Source organism: Micromonospora sp. CNZ286 (assembly GCF_014207755.1).
The window spans coordinates 5,222,919-5,243,254 of record NZ_JACHIZ010000001.1 but is presented as its reverse complement, the minus strand read 5'-3'; the positions used below and the strand labels follow the sequence as shown (position 1 = coordinate 5,243,254).

Below are 20,336 nucleotides of genomic sequence, written 5' to 3'. Positions count from 1 at the left end.
GTCAGAACGCGCCGCGGAGGTGCTCGACGCGGGCGGGGCCGGTGAGCGGGAGCCGGACGGAGAGCACGTCGAAGCGGACCTCGGCGGCGGTGGTGCCGGTCTCGGCGAGCCAGCGCGCGGCCAGGCCGCGCAGCCGGCGGGCCTTGGCCCGCACGACGGCCTCGGCGGGGGAGCCGAACTGCTCGCTCCGGCGGGTCTTGACCTCGCAGATGGCGAGGACCGGGCCCTCCCAGGCGATGATGTCGATCTCGCCCTCGGGGCAGCGCCAGTTGCGGGCGACCGGGCGCAGGCCCGTCTCGATCAGGTGCCGTAGCGCGCACCGCTCGCCGTACGCCCCGACGGCTCGGTTCCGGTTCGTCATGCCGGCCAGGATGCGACCGGAGGCCACTGTCGCGGGGGACGCGGATCGGTTGCCTGTGGACAGGGGTGGGCTTGTGGACGGAACGACGATCATGGGTCCGATCTGCTACGGAGCCTGGTCGCCGTGCTGAACCGCGAGTGGGTGGTGCCCGCCTTCCCCGACGACTTCCCGTACCCGGACGGCGCGCCGACGTTCACGCCCTACGGCTACTGACCGTGTCCCGTCGGCGACCCGGCGGCATCGGTGCTGACCTGGGCCGATCCCCAGGAGACCCGAATGGCGCGGCTGGTGCCCGTCGCATACCGTGCCGGTCGTGGACGGACGACGGAGCTACTCCGAGGATGAGCAGGGGTCGCGATGGGGCGACCGGGGATACGAGTCGGACTGGCGCGCCGCGGGCGAGCCCCGCTACCGCGACGACGACTACCGCACGCCCGAGCAGCGCGCCGGTGAGAACCGGTACGCCGAGCCGGGCCGGTACTCCGCCGCCGATCCGCTGGTGGACGACACGAGCAGCTGGCGGTCGCAGCGTCCGGACGACCCGGAGGTCTCCGGTGAGCTGCCCGGATCGCGCGCCGGCCGTCGCGCCGCACGCGAGTCGGCGGCCGACCCGCTCGGCACGGTGTCCCGCAGCGGCGTCGACGCGCTCGGCACCGCCGCGCACGGCAACCCGCTGTCGAGCACGCTCGGTACGCCGGCGACCGCCCCGCTGACCGGCGCGGCCCCGGCGGGCACCGACCCGTACGGCCTCATCGCCCACGGCAGCGACCCGGCCGGTGGCGCCGGCGTCGACGCCCGCAGCACTGTCGGCGGCGTCGACAAACCCCGGCTCAGCCCGATCGGCGGCTACCCGGTCGTCGAGCCGGCGCCTGGTACCGCGGGCGCGGACGGCGGAGCCGAGGCGACCGCCGCGGCGCGGCTGAACCCCGGTGAGGCCACCCCGCTGCGGATCGGTGAGCGTCCGGGTGGTCCGGCCCAGCCGGCCGCGACCCCGAATCCGCTGGAGATGCCGACCGGCCCGATGCCCGCGGTGCTGCCGCGTCCGGACGGGCCGCCGCCCGGTGACGGCGTCTACCGGACCCGGCGCCCCGCGCTGGCGGTGCTGCTGGCGGTGATGGTGCTGGTGCTGGAGGTGCCGGCGGTACGGGTGTTGCTGCACGGCCTGTTCGGCGACCCGGTGTCGACGTCGCACGTGGTGGTGGGCATCTTCCTGGTGGTCGGCCTGCCGATCTTCGGCACCGGCCTGTACGGGCTGCGCACCGGCGGGCTGGCGCTCGCCGACGGCAGCCGGGGCTGGCTGCGCCCGCCGACGGCGTACCTGACCGTCGGGCTGGTGCTGTTCCTCGCCGCCGCCCTCGCGGCGGGCTGAGACGGCCCGACCCCGGTACGCCGTAGTGGCGGTGTCACCGACAGGGTGACGCCGCCACTTCGCCGTCCCGGAGCCGATCAAGGCGCACCTGGAGTCGATCAGGCCGGTCTCTGCACCCGGAGGTCGTACAGCGGAGAGGGCGCGTACACTGGTTGACTGGCGACCGCCTCGTGCGGTCGACCTCGCGTGCCCTCTCCACGGTCTCCTCCGTGGGGCGACGGCCTCCCTGGTCCCGGTCTGACGTACCGGGCCCACCCTGGCCGGCGATCGGGCGCCAGGCGTCCGGCCGCCGGCTGGACGGACAACCAGGGACAACGTAGGAGTAACCCACCATGGCCGTCGTGACCATGCGTCAGCTGCTGGAAAGCGGTGTGCACTTCGGGCACCAGACCCGCCGCTGGAACCCGAAGATGAAGCGCTTCATCTTCACCGAGCGCAACGGTATCTACATCATCGACCTGCGCCAGACGCTCGACTACATCGAGAAGGCGTACGAGTTCGTCCGCACCACCGTCGCCGGTGGCGGCAGCATCCTGTTCGTCGGCACCAAGAAGCAGGCCCAGGAGGCCATCGCCGAGCAGGCGACCCGGGTCGGCCAGCCGTACGTCAACCACCGCTGGCTCGGTGGCATGCTGACCAACTTCCAGACCGTGTACAAGCGGCTCCAGCGGATGAAGGAGCTGGAGGCTCTGGGTGACCTGAGCGGCACCGCCGCCGGTTACACCAAGAAGGAGACGCTCCAGCTCTCCCGCGAGAAGATCAAGCTCACCAAGACCCTCGGTGGTCTGCGGGACATGCAGAAGCTCCCGGCCGCGGTCTGGATCGTCGACACCAAGAAGGAGCACATCGCCGTCGACGAGGCCCGCAAGCTGGGCATCCCGGTGATCGCGGTGCTCGACACCAACTGCGACCCGGACGAGGTCGACTTCCCGATCCCGGGCAACGACGACGCCATCCGCTCGGCCGAGCTGCTGACCAAGGTCGTGGCCGCCGCCGTCGCCGACGGTCTGATCGCCCGTTCCGGCCGCAACCGGGGCGCGGACGAGAAGCCCGAGGCCGGCCAGGTCGGCGCCGACGAGCCGCTGGCCGAGTGGGAGCGCGAGCTGCTCGAGGAGCCGAAGAAGGCCGACGAGCAGCCCGCCGCCGCCGAGCCGGCCGCGCCTGCCGCCGAGCAGCCGGCGACCGCCTCCGCGGAGTGATCTCGCCGTCGCGTCCCCACCGTCGGCGATTCCCGGCGGTGGGGGCGTGACGGGTACGCCGGGCAGAACCGGCCCGGAACCGGGTAACCAGCACCCCAGACCACCTCACTGACATCGAAGAGAGAGTCATGTCCAACTTCACCGCCGCGGACGTCAAGAAGCTCCGCGACCTCACCGGCGCCGGCATGATGGACTCCAAGAAGGCGCTGACCGAGGCCGAGGGCGACTTCGACAAGGCCGTCGAGATCCTGCGCGTCAAGGGCGCCAAGGACGTCGGCAAGCGGGCCGGGCGCACCGCCGCCAACGGCCTGATCGCCCACTCCGGCCAGGCGCTGCTCGAGCTCAACTGCGAGACCGACTTCGTCGCCAAGAACGACGCCTTCATCGCGCTGGCCCAGCAGCTGGTCGAGCACGGCGTGGCCAGCGGCGCCACCAACGCCGAGGAGCTGCTCGCCAGCAGCATCGACGGCAAGAGCGTGGCCGACCTGATCCAGGAGCAGTCCGCCAAGATCGGCGAGAAGCTGGTGCTCAACCGCTTCGCCAAGCTGGACGGCACCACTGCGGTCTACATGCACCGCAAGAGCCAGGACCTGCCCCCGGCGGTCGGCGTGCTGGTCGAGTTCACCGGCAAGAGCGATGAGGCGGCCGACGCCGACGCGCGCGCCGTGGCCATGCAGATCGCCGCGATGCGGCCGAAGTACCTCACCCGCGACGAGGTGCCGGCCGAGACCGTCGAGTCCGAGCGGCGCATCGCCGAGCAGACCGCCCGCGAGGAGAACAAGCCCGAGGCGGCGCTGCCGAAGATCGTCGAGGGCCGGGTCAACGCCTTCTTCAAGGACTTCGTCCTGCTGGAGCAGTCGTCGGTCGCCGACAACAAGAAGACCGTCAAGCAGGTGCTGGCCGACGCCGGCATCGAGGTGACCCGCTTCCTGCGGTTCGAGGTCGGCCAGGCCTGAGCCGCCGCACCGGGCCGTCCGGCCCGGGCACAGGGGAGAACGTCGACGAGGAGGCCGCCGGTGTACGCGACAGGCACCGCGGCCTCCTCGTCACATAGGGTCGGCAGGGGCACGTACGCGACGCTCGCGCGATGCGCGGGGAGAAGGGGCGGGGCGGATGACGCAGGTTGTGAGTGACCGGAGCCTGGCGGCGGAGGACCCGACCGCCCCTCCGCCCGGTCGGTCCCGCCGGGTGGTGCTGAAGCTCTCCGGTGAGGTCTTCGGCGGTGGCGCGATCGGAGTCGACCCCGACGTCGTGCAGGGCATCGCCCGCCAGATCGCCACAGTGGTACGCCGGGGCGTGCAGGTGTCGGTGGTGGTCGGCGGCGGCAACTTCTTCCGCGGCGCCGAGCTGCAGAAGCGCGGCATGGACCGCGCCCGCGCCGACTACATGGGCATGCTCGGCACGGTCATGAACTGCCTGGCCCTCCAGGACTTCCTGGAGAAGGAGGGCATCGAGACCCGGGTGCAGAGCGCCATCACGATGGCCCAGGTCGCCGAGCCGTACATCCCGCTGCGCGCGATCCGGCACCTGGAGAAGGGCCGCGTGGTCATCTTCGGCGCGGGCGCCGGCATGCCGTACTTCTCCACCGACACGGTGGCCGCCCAGCGGGCGCTGGAGATCCGCGCGGACGTGGTGCTGATGAGCAAGAACGGCGTGGACGCGGTCTACACCGCCGACCCCCGGATCGACCCGACCGCGAGCAAGCTCGACTCGATCACCTTCTCCGAGGTGCTGCGCCGTAACCTGCGGGTGGCCGACGCCGCCGCGTTCAGCCTCTGCATGGAGAACGGCCTGCCGATGCTGGTCTTCGGCGCCCAGGGCGACGACACCATCGTCCGGGCCGTCGGCGGCGAGAAGATCGGCACCCTGATCACCGCCTGACCGGCCCGCCGGCCGGCAGCGGTCCCTCTGCCACGGCAGCACCCGCACCACACACGACGAGCGACAGAAGGAGGCGAGGAGACCGGTGATCGACGACACCCTCCTCGAGGCGGAGGAGAAGATGGAGCGTGCCATCGAGCACGCCAAGGAGGAGTTCGGCGGCATCCGTACCGGACGCGCCAACGCCGCCATGTTCTCCCGGATCGTCATCGACTACTACGGCAGCCCGACCCCGCTGCCGCAGATGGCGTCCATCGCGGTGCCCGAGCCGCGCATGGTGATCATCAAGCCGTACGACAACTCGCAGCTGGGCGCCATGGAGAAGGCGATCCGCGACTCGGACCTCGGGGCCAACCCGAACAACGAGGGCAACCAGCTCCGCATCGTCCTGCCGCAGATGACCGAGGAGCGGCGCCGCGACATGATCAAGGTCGCCCGGCAGAAGGGCGAGGAGGCCAAGGTCGCCGTCCGCAACATCCGCCGCAAGGCCAAGGAGGAGCTGGACCGCCTGGTCAAGGACGGCGAGGTCGGCGAGGACGAGGGCCGGCGCGCGGAGAAGGAGCTGGACGACCTGACCCAGCGCTTCGTCGCAGGAGTCGACGAGCTGGTCAAGCACAAGGAGAGCGAGCTGCTCGAAGTCTGAGCACCCGCGTACCTCGCACGGCACCGCGCCGCCGTCGCCCGCCCGGGCGGCGGCCCGGTGCCGTCGTCGTGCCCGGCGGCGCACACCCTCGGGGCCGCGGCGGGTGCAGTAGGCTCGGCACGATTCCCGACCACCACGGGGTGAACGGCGGGAGTCGCCCGGCCGTCGGTCGGTCAACAGGAAGTCTCACGCCGGTAGGGGATGGTCTTGGTCTTGCGTCATGTGGTGGCTCTCGTACCGGCTGCCGGTGCGTGATGTCCCACCCCGACCCCTACGGCAACACCGAGTCGCGTGGCTGGGACCGCCCGGCCGCCCCGGCCCTGCCCTGGCCGGACACCGATCTGGAGCCCGGCCCCTGGCGGCCCGGCCCGGCCGCGCACACCCACCCCGCCGAGCCGGACACCTACGCGCGTCCCGGAGCAGCCCCGGACCCGTATGCCGGTCCGGACACGTACGCGACGCCGGACACGTACACCGGATCCGACACCTACGCCGGGCCGTACCCGACGACCTCGCGGCACCACGACGGCCCGGGCCGGTACGACGGACCGCCGGCCGGCGACCGTGGGCGGCCCGCCGGGCCGGACCACGACGGCCCGTGGGGTGAGCCCGCCCGCGACGACGAGTACCCGACCGCGCAGATCGCGCCGGTGCGCGACGAGCCCACCGAGCAGATCCCGGCGGTACGCGACGAGCCCGCCTCGGAGCCGCCGGCCGGCCGCCGCGGGCCGGGACGCCGGCGGGCGAGCGCCGAGCGTCCGCCGACCACCGTGCCGAAGACGTCCCGGGCGGGGCGCAACCTGCCGGCCGCGATCGGCGTCGGGGTGGCCCTCGGCGCGGCGGTCGTGGTGCCGCTGTTCTTCTTCATGCCGGCGTTCCTCGCCGTGCTGGCGACCGCTGTGGGGATCGGCATCTGGGAGATGGCCCGCGCGGTACGCCGCAGCGGCGCCCACCCGCCGCTGGCGCCGCTCGTCGCCGGTGGCGTGATCACAGTGGGCCTGGCCTGGTACGCGGGCCCCGACGCGCTCTGCCTCGGCCTGCTGGTCACGGTGCTGGGCACGATGATCTGGCGGCTGGGCGACGGGCCCGGCAACTACCAGCGCGACCTGACCGCGGCCACCCTGATCGCGGTGTACGTGCCGTTCCTCGCCGGATTCGCGGCCATGCTCGCGGCGGCGCCTGATGACGGGCACCTGCGGGTGCTGGTGACGCTGGCTGCGGTGGTGCTCTCCGACACCGGCGGGTACGCCGCGGGCGTGTCGTTCGGCAAGCACCCGATGGCGCCCACGATCAGCCCGAAGAAGTCCTGGGAGGGCTTCGCCGGCTCGGTGACGGCCGCGGCGGCGGGCAGCGCGGCGCTGCTGTGGGCGTTGTTCGACGTGGCGCCCTGGTGGGGCGCGTTGTTCGGGATGGCGATCTCGGTCTCGGCGGTGCTCGGTGACCTCGCCGAGTCGATGATCAAGCGGGATCTCGGCGTCAAGGACATGAGCAACCTGCTGCCCGGGCACGGCGGCCTGATGGACCGGCTCGACTCGATCCTGTTCGCCGTGCCGGTGGCCTACCTGCTGCTCGCCGTCTTCGTCCCGGTGGTGAACTGAGGCATGCGTCACGGCGGCGACCCGCTGCGGGCCGGGTGGCCGGGGGCGATTCGACACGTACGGACGGGTGCGTCCGGGCGGGAGCGTGTCAGACTGGACGCGCCATGACGAGTCTTCCGCTGATCTCCGTAGACCCCGACGCCCGCGGCCGCCGGCCCTCGATGCCTCCCCGCCACCTCGCCGACCTGGACCTGCCGGGCCGGCAGGCGCTCGTCGCCGAGCTGGGTGAGCCCGCGTTCCGCGCCAAGCAGGTCTCCAACCACTACTTCGGCCGCCTGGTACGCGACCCGGAGCGGATGACCGACCTGCCGGCGGCGACCCGGGAGCGGCTGGCGGGCGAGCTGCTGCCCACGCTGCTGACCCCGGTCCGCGAGCTGGCCTGCGACGACGGCGCGACCCGCAAGGCGCTCTGGCGGCTGCACGACGGCTCGCTGGTGGAGAGCGTGCTGATGGGCTACCCGGACCGGGTGACCGTCTGCATCTCCAGCCAGGCCGGCTGCGGCATGGCCTGCCCGTTCTGCGCCACCGGCCAGGCCGGGCTGACCCGCAACCTGTCCACCGCCGAGATCGTCGACCAGGCGGTCTACCTGGCCGGGGTGGCCGCGTCCGGCGTCGTGGCCGGTTCGCCGCCGCGGCTGTCGCACGTGGTGTTCATGGGCATGGGCGAGCCGCTCGCGAACTACTCGCGGGTGGTGGCGGCGATCCGCCGGCTGGTGGCCCCGGCGCCGGAGGGGCTGGGCCTGTCGCAGCGGCACATCACCGTCTCGACCGTCGGTCTGGTGCCGGCGATCCGCCGACTGGCCAGCGAAGACCTCTCGGTGACCCTTGCGTTGTCGCTGCACGCCCCCGATGATGAGCTGCGCGACGAACTCGTCCCGGTCAACCAGCGCTGGAAGGTGTCCGAGGTGCTGGACGCGGCGTGGGACTACGCGGCCACGACGGGGCGTCGCGTGTCCATCGAATACGCGATGATCAAGGACGTGAACGATCAGCCGTGGAGAGCCGATCTGCTCGGGCGGCTACTGGCCGGCAAGCTGGCCCACGTGAACCTGATCCCGCTCAACCCGACTCCGGGCAGCCGCTGGGACGCCAGCCCGAAGCCGGTCGAGCGGGAGTTCGTCCGGCGGTTGCGCGACGCCGGGGTGTCGACCACGGTGCGCGACACCCGGGGACGCGAGATCGACGGGGCCTGTGGGCAGCTCGCCGCCGCCGGGGACACGGACGGCGACTCACGCGCGGCAACGGCGTAGCGGTACGAGACCAGGAGACATAGTGGCGAGTCAGGGTCAGCGTTTCCGGCGTAAGGCGCTCCGCCGGGGCTACAAGGTCGACGAGGTCGATGCCTTCCTGGACCGGGTCGAGGCGACACTCGACGGCCAGCCGATCGGCGCGCCCGTGGCCTCCCAGGAGGTCCACGACGTCGTCTTCCGGGTCCGGTTCAACGGCTACGACGAGTGGCAGGTCGACCTGCACCTCGACCGGGTCGAGCGCCAGCTCGCCGAGCTGGAGGAGCGCGGTGGCGCACCGGCCGGGCGCGGTGGCGACCCGCGGATGGCCGACCGGCTCGGCCCGCCGATGCGCGACGACCGGGGCATGTCGCCGGTGCCGCAGCCGCCGATGCCGCCCCGGCAGATGCCCGCCCAGCCCGGCCCGCCCGCCGACCGCTACGGCAACCGCTACGACGAGCCGACCGGCGCGTTCGCCGGTGGCTACGACGGCCCGCGCGGTGGCTACGACGGCCCCCGCGGCCCGGGTGGCCCCGGCCCGATGGGCCCGGGCGCGCCGATGGGGCACGGCGGCCCGCCCTCGCGCGGCCTGCCGCCCGGCCCTGGTGGCTACGGCCCCCCGGACAGCGGTCCCGGTGGGTACGGCCCGCCGGACAACGGCCCGGGCGGCTACGGTCCGCCGGACAGCGGCCCTGGCGGCTACGGTCCGCCGGACAGCGGCCCCGGTGGGTACGGCCAGGAGGAGCGCTTCGACGGGTTCGAGGCCGGCCGGCGTGCCCGTGCCGACATGACCGCCGAGATCCGCATGCCCGAGCGTGAGCTGCGCGGTCGTGGCCCCGGTGGCCCGCCGGCGCTGCCGCAGCAGGGTTACGGCGCACCGGAGCCCGGCTACGGCCCGCCGGACCCGGGTTACGGGCCGCCGGACCAGGGCTACGGCCCGGGCCCCTCGATGACCGGCCCGCCGCTCGTGAGCCCGCCGGTCGCCGGTCCGCCGATGGTGGGGCCGCCGATGGCCGGCCCGCCCGGCAGCGACCTGCACCGGGTCGACCAGATCCGGCGCAGCTTCCAGGTCCGGCGGTTCGGCAGCGGGTACGACCCGGACCAGGTCGACCGGTTCTTCGAGACGCTGCTCGGCGGCATGCAGGGGCGCAACCCGATGCCGGTGAACCCCAAGGAACTCGACACGCTGCGCTTCGGGCTGGTGCCCGGTGGCTACTTCGAGGCCGAGGTCGACGCCGCGCTCAAGGACGTGCAGGACATCCTGCTCGGCCGCTGACCCCGCCTCCCGAGACGACGAAGGGCCCGCCCCCCGGTGAGGGGCGGGCCCTTCGCGCACTACCGTGGGCGCCGCGCGTCAGGACCGCAGGCCGTTGCGGCGCAGCACGGCGTCGCCGATGACGATGGCGATCAGCAGTCCGGCGATCCCGAACAGCCAGATGTGCTCCACCCGGCCCTCCTCGATCCCGCAGAGCGCCATCAGTACCAAAGCCACCGCCGACAGCACCGCACCGATCCGTCCGGACTTGCGGTGTCCGGGCTTGTGCTGATCTGGCGCGGTTACCGGCTCGTCTCCTGCCACTGTCGGTCCTTCCCTCGCGATCGGATCTCCGATCAGTCTGGCACGGCCCGAACCGGGCCCGGCGCAGGGTCCGACCTCCTGTGCCGGGGATGACCCGGGCGGGCGACAGCGGGCGGGCGGCACGGCCCGGGTCGTTGGTCCCGTACCGGTGGGGGCGGTTGGCCACTACCGGCGTCGCGGGACGGCGAGCACACTGCCTCCGGTAGCGTCTTGACGTACACCTTGATGCCTTTTTGAGGAGGACTGCGGTGCGAGTGACCGGTACGGGGCATGCCAGCATGCGGATCGACACGGCCGCGGGCAGCATCCTGTGCGACCCGTGGGTCAACCCCGCCTACTTCGCCTCGTGGTTCCCCTTCCCGGACAACTCCCTGCTCGACTGGGCGACCCTCGGCCAGGTCGACTACCTGTACGTGTCGCACCTGCACCGGGACCACTTCGACGCGAAGCACCTGCGTGACTTCGTGTCGAAGGACGCCACCGTCCTGCTGCCCGAGTTCCCCACCTCGGAGATGGAGGACGAGTTCCGGGAGCTGGGCTTCACCAAGTTCCTCAAGGCCCCGAACGAGCAGGTCGTGGAGCTGCCCGGCGGCCTGAAGATCATGATCCAGGCGCTGACCAGCCCGACCGACGGCCCGATCGGCGACTCGTCGCTCTGGGTCGAGTACGACGGCGTCCGGCTGCTCAACCAGAACGACGCCCGTCCGACCGACCTCAGCGTGTTCGCCGAGCTGGGCCACGTGCACGCGCACATGCTCCAGTTCTCCGGCGCGATCTGGTACCCGATGGTCTACGAGCTGCCGCAGGCGGCGAAGACCGCGTTCGGCAAGCAGAAGCGGGACCGGCAGTTCGACCGCACCTGGCGCTACATCGACGACCTGAAGGCCGACCACGTCTTCCCGATCGCCGGCCCACCGTGCTTCCTCGACGACGAGCTGTGGCAGTTCAACGACATCTTCGGCGACGAGGGCAACATCTTCCCCGACCAGTCGGTGTTCCTCGCCGAGTACGCCAAGGTCGGCGGCACCAACGGCATCGTGTTGCTGCCGGGCAGCGTCTCGGAGATCACCACCGAGGGCGCGACCACCACCCACCCGGTGCCGGTGGAGGAGTTCTTCGCGAACAAGGTCGCCCACCTGGAGGAGATGCGGGAGCGCAAGCGCGGCGTCATCGAGGCCGAGAAGGCGTCCTGGCGGCACCCCGAGGTCGACGTGCTCGGCGAGATGAAGCGCCGGATCGAGCCACTGCTCGACGAGTCGATCTACCTGGCCAAGGGCGTCGGCGGGCCGGTCCGCTTCGACCTGGTCGGCTACGACGGCGAGAGCGTCGAATCCATCGTGGTGGACTTCCCGGGCAAGGAGGTCCGGCCGTACGCGGACGAGAAGGTCCGCTACCGGTTCCGTACCGAGCGGGCGCTGATCGAGCACCTGCTGCACATCGGCGAGGTGGACTGGGTCAACTCCCTCTTCCTGTCCTGCCGTTTCTCCGCGGCCCGCATCGGCCAGTACAACGAGTTCGTCTACGCCTTCTTCAAGTGCCTGTCCGAGGAGCGCCTCCAGTACGCCGAGGGCTGGTACGACGAGCACGAGCGGGCGGTCGACGCCGAGGACATCACGCTCGACGGCTGGGTGGTGCAGCGGCGCTGCCCGCACCTGAAGGCGGACTTGAGCCGGTTCGGCATCGTCGACGGCGACCAGCTCACCTGCCAGCTGCACGGCTGGAAGTTCGACCTGGCCAGCGGGCGCTGCCTGACCAGCGTCGGGCACAAGATCCGCGCGCACCGCGCCGACGCGGAGACCCCGGCGCCGGCCGGGGAAGCGGCCATCTGACGAGTTCCGCCCCGTCCGCCGTCCCCGGCACGCGACCATCTGTCGTGAGGGGGCGGCGTGACGGGTGCGGACAGGGAACCGGCGTACCGGTTCGGGCGCGGCAACGAGATGGCGCGCGACGCCTCCCGGGTGGAGGCGTTCAGCGACGCGGTGATCGCCATCGTGCTCACCCTGATGGCCGTCGAGCTGCTGTCGTTCGACCCGGACACGCCGCAGGACGACGGGCTGCCGGCCGCCCTGCTGCACGAGTGGCGCGCCTACCTGGCGTACGTGATCACGTTCGCCATCGTCGGCCAGGTCTGGCTGACCCACCACAACATGTGGCGTTACGTCCGCCGGGTCGACCAGATGCTGCTGGTGCTGAACCTGCTGCTGCTGATGTTCGTGGCGGCGATCCCGTTCACCGCGGACCTGCTCGCGGACAACCTGCGCGGCACCGTCGGCGACCAGCGGCTGACCGCCGCGCTGTACGCGGGCGTGGTGCTCGGTGAGGCGCTGTTCTTCAACCTGAGCTGGTGGTGGGCGCGCCGCCGCGGGCTGCTGCAACCGGGTTTGGACCCGAGGCTGGCGCGGGCCGTGGCCCGCCGGTTCCGCCTCGGGCCGCTGCTCTACCTCATCGCGTTCGCGATCGTGTTCGTCGACCCGGTGCTGAGCCTGCTGGCGTACCTGCTGCTGGTCGGCGTCTACCTGGTGCGCGGGCCGGGCGACCTCCCGCCCGCCGGCCAGGAGGCGCCCGAGACGCCGTGAGCGGTTGTTGAGGCGGTTGTTAAGAAGGGGCCCTTCCTCTACCGGAGGCGTTAATAAGGGGCCCTTCCTTACATCTCGGCGAGGATGCGGCGGGCCGCGTTGTGCCCGGCCGCGCCGATCACGCTGCCCGCCGGATGGCAGCCCGCGCTGCCCGCGTACACGCCGTCCACCCCCGTCGCGTACGGCATCCGGTCGGTGAACGACACCGTGTTGTCGACGTGGTGGATGTGCCCGCCGGTGATGCCGAAGTGCGCCTCGATGCCGGGCGGCGGCAGCGGCACCGCGTCCGCGACCAGGTCACCGGCGCCCGGGGCGTACCGCTCGCAGATCGCGATCAGCCGCTCCACGTAGCCGGGCAGCGCCGCCTCCCAGGTGGTGCCGGCCAGCTCGTAGGGGACCGACTGCACGAACAGGGCCGACGAGTGGTGCCCCGCGTCGTCGGACAGCGACGGGTCGACTGTGGTGTGCAGGTACCACTCGATCGTCGGCTCCTCCGGCAGCCGCCCGGCCCGCACGTCCGCCCACATGCCGCGCAGCGCCGCCATCGGCGACTCGCCGCCGTCGCCGACGAGTGAGGCCGAGCCGGGCAGCAGGTGGATGGTCGACCCGAACGGGCTCGGCGCGTCGTCCGGCAGGCAGGAGAAGCGCGGCAGCCCGGTCAGCGCCAGGTTGAGCTTGAGCGTGGTGCCGGTGCGGCGGACCGCCGCCATCCGCGCGTCGAGTTCCGCCGGGAGCGCGCCGTCGGGCAGCAGCTCCATCAGCCGGTACGGGTCACAGGCGCCGAGCACCACGGAGGCGTCCACCTCCCGCCCGTCGGCGAGCGTCACCCCGGCGGCGGCGCCTCCGGCCAGCCGGATCGCTGTGACCGGCGCGTCGGCCACGATCCGCGCCCCGGCGCGCACGGCGGCCTCGGCGAACGTGCGGGACACCGTGCCCATGCCGCCCCGGGTGATCATCCAGGTGCCGTCCGCGCCCGGCAGCCGGCACATGTTGTGCACCAGGAAGTTGTGACCCGTTCCGGGATCGTCCGGGCCGGCGTTGAGCCCGGACAGGCCGTCGGTGACCGCGTACATGCTGACCAGCAGCTCGGAGCGGAAGTCGAAGCGGGCCAGGTGGTCGGCGACAGAGCCGCGTACCAGGTCGACGAAGACCTGCCGCAGCGCGGGCCGCACGTAGCGTTCGGCGGTCTCCTCGACCGGCAGCGGCTCGGCCAGCCACGCCGGGGCGAGGTCCTCCCGCAGCTGGGCCAGCTCGGCGTGCAGCGCGTCGTCGGCGGCGACGTCGGCGGGGGAGAACATCTCCGCGAGCTGCCGCCGGCTCGCCGCCACGTCGCTGCCGGCCAGCAGGTACGGCGAGCCGAGCCCGCCCGGCGTGGGCAGGAAGTAGTGCGGGTCGCGGCGCAGCACCGGGATGGTCACGTCGAGCGTGGCCAGCAGCTCCGGCGGCATCAGCCCGAGCAGGTACGACCCGGTGGAGTGACGCAGCCCCGGCACCTTCGGGAACGGGTTCTCGGTGCGGGTCGCCCCGCCGATCACCACTGACGCCTCCAGCACCAGCACGTCCAGGCCGGCGCGGGCCAGCAGGATCGCCGAGACCAGGCCGTTGTGTCCGGCGCCGACCACCACGACGTCGGCGCGGGACGGCAGCTCACTCGCGTCGCTCATGGAGTGCGGGCTGGGCATGCGCTCACGGCCCTCGCTTCGCTCGGTGCGTTCGCTCATGCCGCGGAGCGTAGCGGCGGCCCGTCCCGGACGGGAGGGTTCGCGGCGGGGCGCTACCGTTCCGGGCATGTCCCCGGCTGTTCAGATCGCGCTCGCGGTGGCGCTCGTCGTGGTGGTGCTCCTGCTCCTGCTCGTGCTGCGGCGCGACCGTCCCCGGGACCTGGTCGCCCCTGATCGCCCGGCCGGCGACGGGCAGGCCGAGGTGCTCCGGCTGGCCAGCGCGGGGCGTACGGTCGAGGCGGTCAAGGTGCTGCGCGAGCAGACCGGGCTGTCGCTGCTGGACGCGAAGCGGGCGGTGGACGCGCTGGCGGCCGGCGGATCCTGGCCGCCCGGCCCTCCGGCGCCCGGAAAGGGCGTCGACGAGGCGGTGCGGGCCGAGGCCGCGCGGCTGCTGTACCGGGGCAAGAAGATCCAGGCGATCAAGGTGGTGCGGGAGCACACGCACATGTCGCTCGCCGACGCGAAGCGGTACGTCGAGGGCCTCTGACGGCCGGACGGCAGTCACCGGGCGTTCACCCTATAGTGGCAGTTGTCGATGCATTTCCGTCCTACCGTCGACGGGACACCCACCGCCTCCGGGAGGTAATCCCCGATGGATCGTCGTACCGTCCTGCGCGCCACCGCCGCCGGTGGCGCCGCCGCTCTCGCCGGTGGTCTCTGGGCCGCCGCTGCCGCCCCGGCCCAGCCCGCCCAGCCCGGCCCCGGCCCGTACGGCGACCTCCTGGCCGCCGACGCGAACGGCCTCCAGTTGCCGGCCGGCTTCACCGGCCGGGTGATCGCGCGTTCCGGGCAGCGCGTCGCCGGCACCTCGTACACCTGGCACCCGGCGCCCGACGGCGGCGCCTGCTTCCCGTCCGGCGACGGCTGGATCTACGTCTCCAACTCGGAGGTCCCGCTCGTCGGCGGCGCCTCAGCGGTGCGGTTCGCCGCCGACGGCGCGATCGCCGCCGCGTACCGGATCCTCGGCGGCACGAACGTCAACTGCGCCGGTGGCCCGACCCCGTGGGGGACGTGGCTGTCCTGCGAGGAGGTGCCGCTGGGCCGGGTCTTCGAGACCTGGCCGGAGGGCGGCCGGTCCGGCGAGGAGCGGACCCGGATGGGCCGCTTCAAGCACGAGGCGGCGGCCTGCGACCCGGTGCGGCGGGTGGTCTACCTGACCGAGGACGAGGGGGACGGCTGCTTCTACCGGTTCGTCCCGGACACCTGGGGCGACCTGCGCACCGGCCGGGTGCAGGTGCTCTGCGCCCCGGACGGCCAGGTGACCGGGCCGGTGACCTGGCGGGACCTGCCGGACCGCGACGGGTTCCCGGTGCCCACCCGCTACCAGGTGGGCGCGGCGCAGACGTTCGACGGCGGCGAGGGCTGCTGGTACGCCGACGACACCTGCTGGTTCACCACCAAGGGCGACAACCGGGTGTGGGCGTACGACGCGGTGAACCAGCGGCTCGACCTCGCGTACGACGACTCGCTGGTGCCGGCCGGTGCCGCGCCGCTGACCGGCGTCGACAACATCACCGGCACCGCGGGAGGCGACCTCTACGTGGCCGAGGACGGCGGCAACATGGAGATCAACGTGATCACGCCGGCCGGTGTGGTGACCCCGTTCCTGCGGCTGCTCGGGCAGTCCGAGTCGGAGCTGACCGGGCCGGCGTTCTCGCCGGACGGCAGCCGCCTCTACTTCTCCTCGCAGCGCGGCACCAGCGGCGCCCGGGCCGGGACCGGCGGCATCACGTACGAGGTGCGCGGCCCGTTCCGGCGCTGACCCGCAGCCGTCAGGCGCGGGCCGCCACCCGGGCGGCCCGCCACCGGCTCGCCGCGAGCGTCGCGGAGTAGCCGGACAACACGATCACGTGGAACAGGTACAGCCAGAGCAGCACCGCCACGCCGCCGCCGATCTCGTCGAAGCCGCCGAACGGCACACCCAGGTCCAGCGGCAGCGAGCAGAACAGCACGAAGCCGTGCAGGAAGCCGGACAGGTTCGCCGCGGTGAACGAGCCCAGGGCCACTGTGGCGAGCCAGTCCGGGGAAGCCGGGCCGACCACCCGGAACACCCAGATCAGCACCGGTGTGAGCACCAGCCACACCGCCAGGAACGACAGCACCACGCCGAGCGCGCCGACCCAGCCGCCCTGGCGTACCAGCCGGGTGGTCAGCGGCAGCCCGAGCAGGATCGACAGCAGCAGCGCCGGGGCCGGCGCCAGCAGCGGGAGCAGCAGCAGGCGGCCCCGCCAGCCGACGAGCGCGCCGGACTCGGCGCGCGGCTCGGCCACCGAGACGAACGCGCGGCGCAGCCCTTCGCCGTAGAGCGAAGCCGGCAGCAGCGAGGCCAGCGCCAGCAGCGGGGTCAGCCCCAGACCGGCCTCGACGAGCGCGGCCGCCGCCCGGTGCGCGCCGATCTCGGTGGGCAGCGTGTCGATCGCGTACCCGGTCAGCCGCCGTACCCGGTCCGCCCCGGCGAGCAGCCCGGTCAGCCAGATCGCCAGCAGCGCCACCGGCACCACGGCGATCGCGCCGTAGAAGGTGATCGCGGCGGCGTGCAGCGACAGGTCGCGACCGCGGACCGGCCGGAACGCCGCCGCCGTGATCCGCTTGGTCCGCTCCCACCCGTCGCCCATCGCCCTCTCGTTCCCCGTACGCCCCCGCGCCACGCATTACGATCCGGCGGCATGACGATCGCCACGACCGACCGGCTGGTGCTCCGGGACTGGACCGAGTCGCCGGACGACCTGGCCCGGATCTACGACATCTACTCCCGGGACGAGGTGATGCGCTGGCTGGGCGGCGGCAAGGGGCGGATGACCGACCCGTCCGAGGCGCGCGAGCGGGTCCGGATGTGGCACGAACGCTGGGCGCCGTACGGCGGCCGCTGGGGCTTGTGGGCGATCGAGCCGCGCGACGGCGGGCCGGTGGCGGGGAGCATCCTGCTCAAACCGCTACCGGGACGCGACGGCGTCACTCTGACCGACGACATCGAGGTCGGCTGGCACCTGCACCCCGACGCCCAGGGCCGCGGCTACGCCACCGAGGCGGCCCGCGCGGTGCTGGAGCGCGAGTTCGCCGCCGGCACCCCGAGGGTGTACGCGGTGGTGATGGCCGGGAACGACCCGTCGATGGCGGTGGCCCGGCGCCTCGGCATGACGCACGCGGGTGTGCGCACCGACTGGTACGGCGGCGTCGAGCTGGAGACCTTCGTCCTGGAGCGCCCCGCCTGACCGTTCGCCGGAACTGCTCCCGCCCCGGCGATCATGAGGTTGGCGGCGACAAATCGGACCGCCGACGCCGCCAACCTCATGATCAACGGGAGTGGCGGTGGGGACGGACAACGTGTGCGAGCAGGGCGGATCGGGGCAGCGCCGCTAGGTGAGGGGTAGCACGATCACCCGCTGAGGGGGTGAGCCCGATGGCCCAGGCCGCATTCGCGCCCGAGCCGGCACCGCAGCCCGCCGAGCCGTCGTTCGACGTGCTCCGCTGGCACGACGAGCCCTGGACCGCGCAGCTCGCTCTCGATCTCCTGCCGGAGACCAACGGCCCGAAGGTCGAGTTCAGCGTCGACCCGGCCGACCTGCTCGACGAGGAGGCGCCGCAGGCGTGATCGACACCGGTTCGCCGAAGTGGCGGCATCGCGGCAACCCTGATGCCGCCACCTCGGCGAAGTGGAGTCGATCATGCCGCCCGGCACTCCGGGACGAACCGGGGTGAGGCGCTGGGGAACAATGGTCCGGTGACCACTCCCCGAGATCTCGTGCTGCTCGGCTCGACCGGCTCGATCGGCACCCAGGCCATCGACATCGTCAAGCGCAACCCGGACCGCTTCCGGGTGGTGGCCCTCGGCGCGGGTGGCGGCAACGTGGAGTTGCTCGCCGCGCAGGCGCTGGAGCTGGGCGTGGAGGCGGTCGGTGTGGCTCGCGCGTCCGCCGCGCAGGATCTTCAGCTCGCGTTCTACGCCGAGGCGAGCCGGCGTGGCTGGGCCACCGGCGACTTCAAGCTGCCCAAGATCGTGGCCGGGCCGGACGCGATGACCGAGCTGGCGCAGTGGCCGTGCGACGTGGTGCTCAACGGCGTGGTCGGCTCGCTGGGCCTGCCGCCGACGCTGGCCGCGCTGCACGCCGGTCGTACCCTCGCGCTCGCCAACAAGGAGTCCCTGGTGGCCGGCGGCCCGCTGGTCAAGGCCGCGGTGACGCACCCGGGGCAGATCGTTCCGGTGGACTCCGAACACTCGGCGCTGGCGCAGTGCCTGCGCGGCGGCGCCCGGGGCGAGGTGCGGCGGCTGGTGGTCACCGCCAGCGGCGGCCCGTTCCGGGGGCGGCGGCGTGACGAGCTGACCGCCGTCACGCCGGAGCAGGCGCTGGCACACCCGACCTGGAACATGGGCCCGGTCGTCACGATCAACTCCGCCACGATGGTCAACAAGGCGCTGGAGGTGATCGAGGCGCACGAGTTGTTCGACGTGCCGTACGCCGACATCGAGGTGATGGTCCACCCGCAGTCGGTGATCCACTCGATGGTCGAGTTCACCGATGGGTCCACGCTCGCCCAGGCCAGCCCGCCGGACATGCGACTGCCCATCGCGCTCGGCATCGGCTGGCCGGACCGCGTACCCGGCGCCGCCGCGGCTGTCGACTGGACCACTGCCCACACGTGGGAGTTCTTCCCGCTCGACGACGCGGCGTTCCCGGCTGTCGCGCTGGCCAAGGCGGCGGGGGAGGCCGGGCGCTGCCGCCCGGCGATCTACAACGCGGCGAACGAGGAGTGCGTGGCCGCGTTCGTCGCGGGCCGGCTGCCGTTCCTCGGCATCGTCGACACCCTCCAGCGGGTGCTGGAGGACGCTCCCGATTTCGACGAACCAGGTACCGTCGAGGACGTGCTCGCCGCCGAGTCGTGGGCACGGGCGCACGCCCAGGAGATCATCGTCGGGTCGGTGGAAGGAGCTCGATGAGCTATCTGCTCGGGGTGGTGCTGTTCGCCCTGGCGATCCTCATCTCGGTGAGCCTGCACGAGGCGGGGCACATGCTCACCGCCAAGGCGTTCGGGATGAAGGTCACCCGCTACTTCGTCGGCTTCGGCCCGACGCTCTGGTCGTTCAAGCGGGGCGAGACCGAGTACGGCATCAAGGGCATCCCGCTCGGCGGCTTCTGCAAGATCGTCGGCATGACACCGCAGGACGACGACGTCGAGCCGGGGGACGAGAAGCGCGCCATGTGGCGCTACCCGGTGTGGAAGCGGACGATCGTGATGTCCGCGGGCTCGATCACCCACTTCGCCCTGGCCCTGATCGCGCTCTGGATCATCGCGGTGTCGGTGGGGCTGCCGAACCCGAAGTTCCCCAGCACCGAGGCCGGCTTCCGGGCCGAGCCGGCGGTGATCGCCATCGCGCCGTGCGTGGTGGTGGAGAACGCGGCCCGCGCCTGCGAGTCCGGCGACCCGGCCAGCCCGGCCGAGAAGGCCCAGCTCAAGGACGGCGACCGGATCACCGCGGTGAACGGCAAGCCGGTCTCGACCTGGGGCGACATGCTCGACGTGGTCCGGGCCACCCCGCCCGGCACGGCCACCGTCGCCTACGTGCGTGACGGCAAGCCGGCCGAGGCGCGGGTCGACCTGGCCTCGGTGCAGCGTCCGCCGCTGGGCGACCCGAAGGGCGCCGCCTCGGCGGTCTCCGCGCTCGGTGTGGCGCTCTCGCCCAGCACCCCGACCCGGGTCGAGTACGGCCCGGTCGCCGCGTTCGGCGCCACCGCCGACTTCACCGGCACCATGGCCGTGCAGACCGCGCACGCCATGCAGCGCATCCCGCAGAAGGTGCCCGCTTTGTGGAACGCGATCACCGGCGGCGAGCGCGACGTGGACACCCCGATCAGCGTGGTCGGCGCCAGCCGGCTCGGCGGCGAGGCCGTGGAGAACAACGCCTGGCTGGTGTTCTTCATGCTGTTCGTGTCGCTGAACTTCTTCATCGGCGTGTTCAACCTGCTGCCGCTGCTCCCGCTGGACGGCGGCCACATCGCCATCGCCTGGTTCGAACGGGCGCGGTCCTGGCTCTACGCACGCATCGGCCGCGCCGATCCGGGCCGCGTCGACTACCTCAAACTCATGCCGTTCACGTACGCGGTGATCCTGATCGGCGGCGCGTTCACGCTGCTCACAGTCACCGCTGATGTCATCAACCCCATCACGCTCTTCTCAAGGTGAGTG

The 20,336-nt window shown here is 72.6% G+C and carries 20 protein-coding genes; 16 read left to right on the top strand and 4 right to left on the bottom strand.

Going from position 1 to position 20,336, the window contains the following annotated elements; translation table 11 throughout:
* Nucleotide 1 precedes the first annotated feature (1 nt).
* On the bottom strand, nt 2-361 hold the full coding sequence (locus FHX31_RS23060) for a YraN family protein (RefSeq protein WP_030269908.1): 360 nt from the start codon (nt 359-361) through the stop codon (nt 2-4).
* A gap of 304 nt (nt 362-665) precedes the next feature.
* Here FHX31_RS23060 and FHX31_RS23055 point away from each other — a divergent pair, with 304 nt between their 5' ends.
* The 8 genes from FHX31_RS23055 to FHX31_RS23020 all read left to right on the top strand — a co-directional run bounded on the left by FHX31_RS23055 (nt 666) and on the right by FHX31_RS23020 (nt 9,553).
* Entirely contained in the window at nt 666-1,730 is a 1,065-nt protein-coding gene (locus tag FHX31_RS23055) for a hypothetical protein (RefSeq protein WP_013474392.1), read from the top strand.
* 332 nt (nt 1,731-2,062) lie between these two features.
* Nucleotides 2,063-2,929, top strand: a complete 867-nt coding sequence (gene rpsB, locus FHX31_RS23050; protein WP_013474393.1) for a 30S ribosomal protein S2 — start codon at nt 2,063-2,065, stop codon at nt 2,927-2,929.
* Between the two features lie 128 nt (nt 2,930-3,057).
* The gene (tsf, locus tag FHX31_RS23045; protein WP_013284606.1) at nt 3,058-3,885 is read left to right on the top strand and encodes a translation elongation factor Ts; all 828 of its coding nucleotides are present in this window, start codon (nt 3,058-3,060) and stop codon (nt 3,883-3,885) included.
* 157 nt (nt 3,886-4,042) lie between these two features.
* Nucleotides 4,043-4,810 carry a UMP kinase gene (gene pyrH, locus FHX31_RS23040; RefSeq protein ID WP_013284607.1) on the top strand — a complete coding sequence of 256 codons (768 nt, stop codon included), beginning with the start codon at nt 4,043-4,045 and terminating at the stop codon, nt 4,808-4,810.
* Between the two features lie 85 nt (nt 4,811-4,895).
* Nucleotides 4,896-5,453: a ribosome recycling factor gene (gene frr / locus FHX31_RS23035; RefSeq protein ID WP_013284608.1), complete on the top strand. Its 558-nt coding sequence runs from the start codon at nt 4,896-4,898 to the stop codon at nt 5,451-5,453.
* A gap of 254 nt (nt 5,454-5,707) precedes the next feature.
* Nucleotides 5,708-7,051 (top strand): phosphatidate cytidylyltransferase, encoded by a 1,344-nt coding sequence (locus tag FHX31_RS23030; RefSeq protein WP_184977174.1) that lies wholly within the window; start codon nt 5,708-5,710, stop codon nt 7,049-7,051.
* Between the two features lie 104 nt (nt 7,052-7,155).
* A complete protein-coding gene (gene rlmN / locus FHX31_RS23025; RefSeq protein ID WP_013284610.1) occupies nt 7,156-8,301 on the top strand; it encodes a dual-specificity RNA methyltransferase RlmN in 1,146 nt (381 codons plus the stop codon).
* 22 nt (nt 8,302-8,323) lie between these two features.
* A complete protein-coding gene (locus FHX31_RS23020; RefSeq protein WP_030269900.1) occupies nt 8,324-9,553 on the top strand; it encodes a DivIVA domain-containing protein in 1,230 nt (409 codons plus the stop codon).
* Between the two features lie 78 nt (nt 9,554-9,631).
* On the opposite strand, the gene FHX31_RS23015 is transcribed toward FHX31_RS23020, so the two are convergent.
* Complete coding sequence (locus FHX31_RS23015; protein ID WP_013284612.1) at nt 9,632-9,856, bottom strand: hypothetical protein; 225 nt, start codon at nt 9,854-9,856, stop codon at nt 9,632-9,634.
* A gap of 248 nt (nt 9,857-10,104) precedes the next feature.
* Here FHX31_RS23015 and FHX31_RS23010 point away from each other — a divergent pair, with 248 nt between their 5' ends.
* Entirely contained in the window at nt 10,105-11,685 is a 1,581-nt protein-coding gene (locus FHX31_RS23010) for a Rieske 2Fe-2S domain-containing protein (RefSeq protein ID WP_013284613.1), read from the top strand.
* Nucleotides 11,686-11,793: 108 nt separating this feature from the next.
* Nucleotides 11,794-12,432 carry a TMEM175 family protein gene (locus FHX31_RS23005; RefSeq protein WP_049794868.1) on the top strand — a complete coding sequence of 213 codons (639 nt, stop codon included), beginning with the start codon at nt 11,794-11,796 and terminating at the stop codon, nt 12,430-12,432.
* Between the two features lie 68 nt (nt 12,433-12,500).
* On the opposite strand, the gene FHX31_RS23000 is transcribed toward FHX31_RS23005, so the two are convergent.
* On the bottom strand, nt 12,501-14,096 hold the full coding sequence (locus tag FHX31_RS23000) for a phytoene desaturase family protein (RefSeq protein ID WP_184977847.1): 1,596 nt from the start codon (nt 14,094-14,096) through the stop codon (nt 12,501-12,503).
* A 124-nt stretch (nt 14,097-14,220) separates the two neighbouring features.
* Between FHX31_RS23000 and FHX31_RS22995 the strand changes: the two genes are divergently transcribed.
* Together FHX31_RS22995 and FHX31_RS22990 are read left to right on the top strand one after the other, a co-directional pair.
* Nucleotides 14,221-14,640, top strand: a complete 420-nt coding sequence (locus FHX31_RS22995; RefSeq protein ID WP_184977173.1) for a 50S ribosomal protein L7/L12 — start codon at nt 14,221-14,223, stop codon at nt 14,638-14,640.
* A gap of 105 nt (nt 14,641-14,745) precedes the next feature.
* Nucleotides 14,746-15,915, top strand: coding sequence for an alkaline phosphatase PhoX (locus FHX31_RS22990; RefSeq protein ID WP_184977172.1), 1,170 nt, complete (start codon nt 14,746-14,748; stop codon nt 15,913-15,915).
* Nucleotides 15,916-15,925: 10 nt separating this feature from the next.
* Here FHX31_RS22990 and FHX31_RS22985 read toward each other — a convergent pair whose 3' ends face one another.
* Nucleotides 15,926-16,768, bottom strand: a complete 843-nt coding sequence (locus tag FHX31_RS22985; protein WP_013474399.1) for a YhjD/YihY/BrkB family envelope integrity protein — start codon at nt 16,766-16,768, stop codon at nt 15,926-15,928.
* 51 nt (nt 16,769-16,819) lie between these two features.
* Between FHX31_RS22985 and FHX31_RS22980 the strand changes: the two genes are divergently transcribed.
* The 4 genes from FHX31_RS22980 to FHX31_RS22965 all read left to right on the top strand — a co-directional run bounded on the left by FHX31_RS22980 (nt 16,820) and on the right by FHX31_RS22965 (nt 20,333).
* Nucleotides 16,820-17,365 carry a GNAT family N-acetyltransferase gene (locus FHX31_RS22980; protein ID WP_013474400.1) on the top strand — a complete coding sequence of 182 codons (546 nt, stop codon included), beginning with the start codon at nt 16,820-16,822 and terminating at the stop codon, nt 17,363-17,365.
* 188 nt (nt 17,366-17,553) lie between these two features.
* Nucleotides 17,554-17,745, top strand: a complete 192-nt coding sequence (locus tag FHX31_RS22975; RefSeq protein WP_013474401.1) for a hypothetical protein — start codon at nt 17,554-17,556, stop codon at nt 17,743-17,745.
* Between the two features lie 129 nt (nt 17,746-17,874).
* On the top strand, nt 17,875-19,089 hold the full coding sequence (gene dxr / locus FHX31_RS22970; RefSeq protein ID WP_013474402.1) for a 1-deoxy-D-xylulose-5-phosphate reductoisomerase: 1,215 nt from the start codon (nt 17,875-17,877) through the stop codon (nt 19,087-19,089).
* Nucleotides 19,086-20,333 carry a M50 family metallopeptidase gene (locus FHX31_RS22965; RefSeq protein WP_013284622.1) on the top strand — a complete coding sequence of 416 codons (1,248 nt, stop codon included), beginning with the start codon at nt 19,086-19,088 and terminating at the stop codon, nt 20,331-20,333. The genes dxr and FHX31_RS22965 overlap by 4 nt, the downstream gene beginning before the upstream one ends.
* The last annotated feature ends 3 nt before the right edge of the window (nt 20,334-20,336 follow it).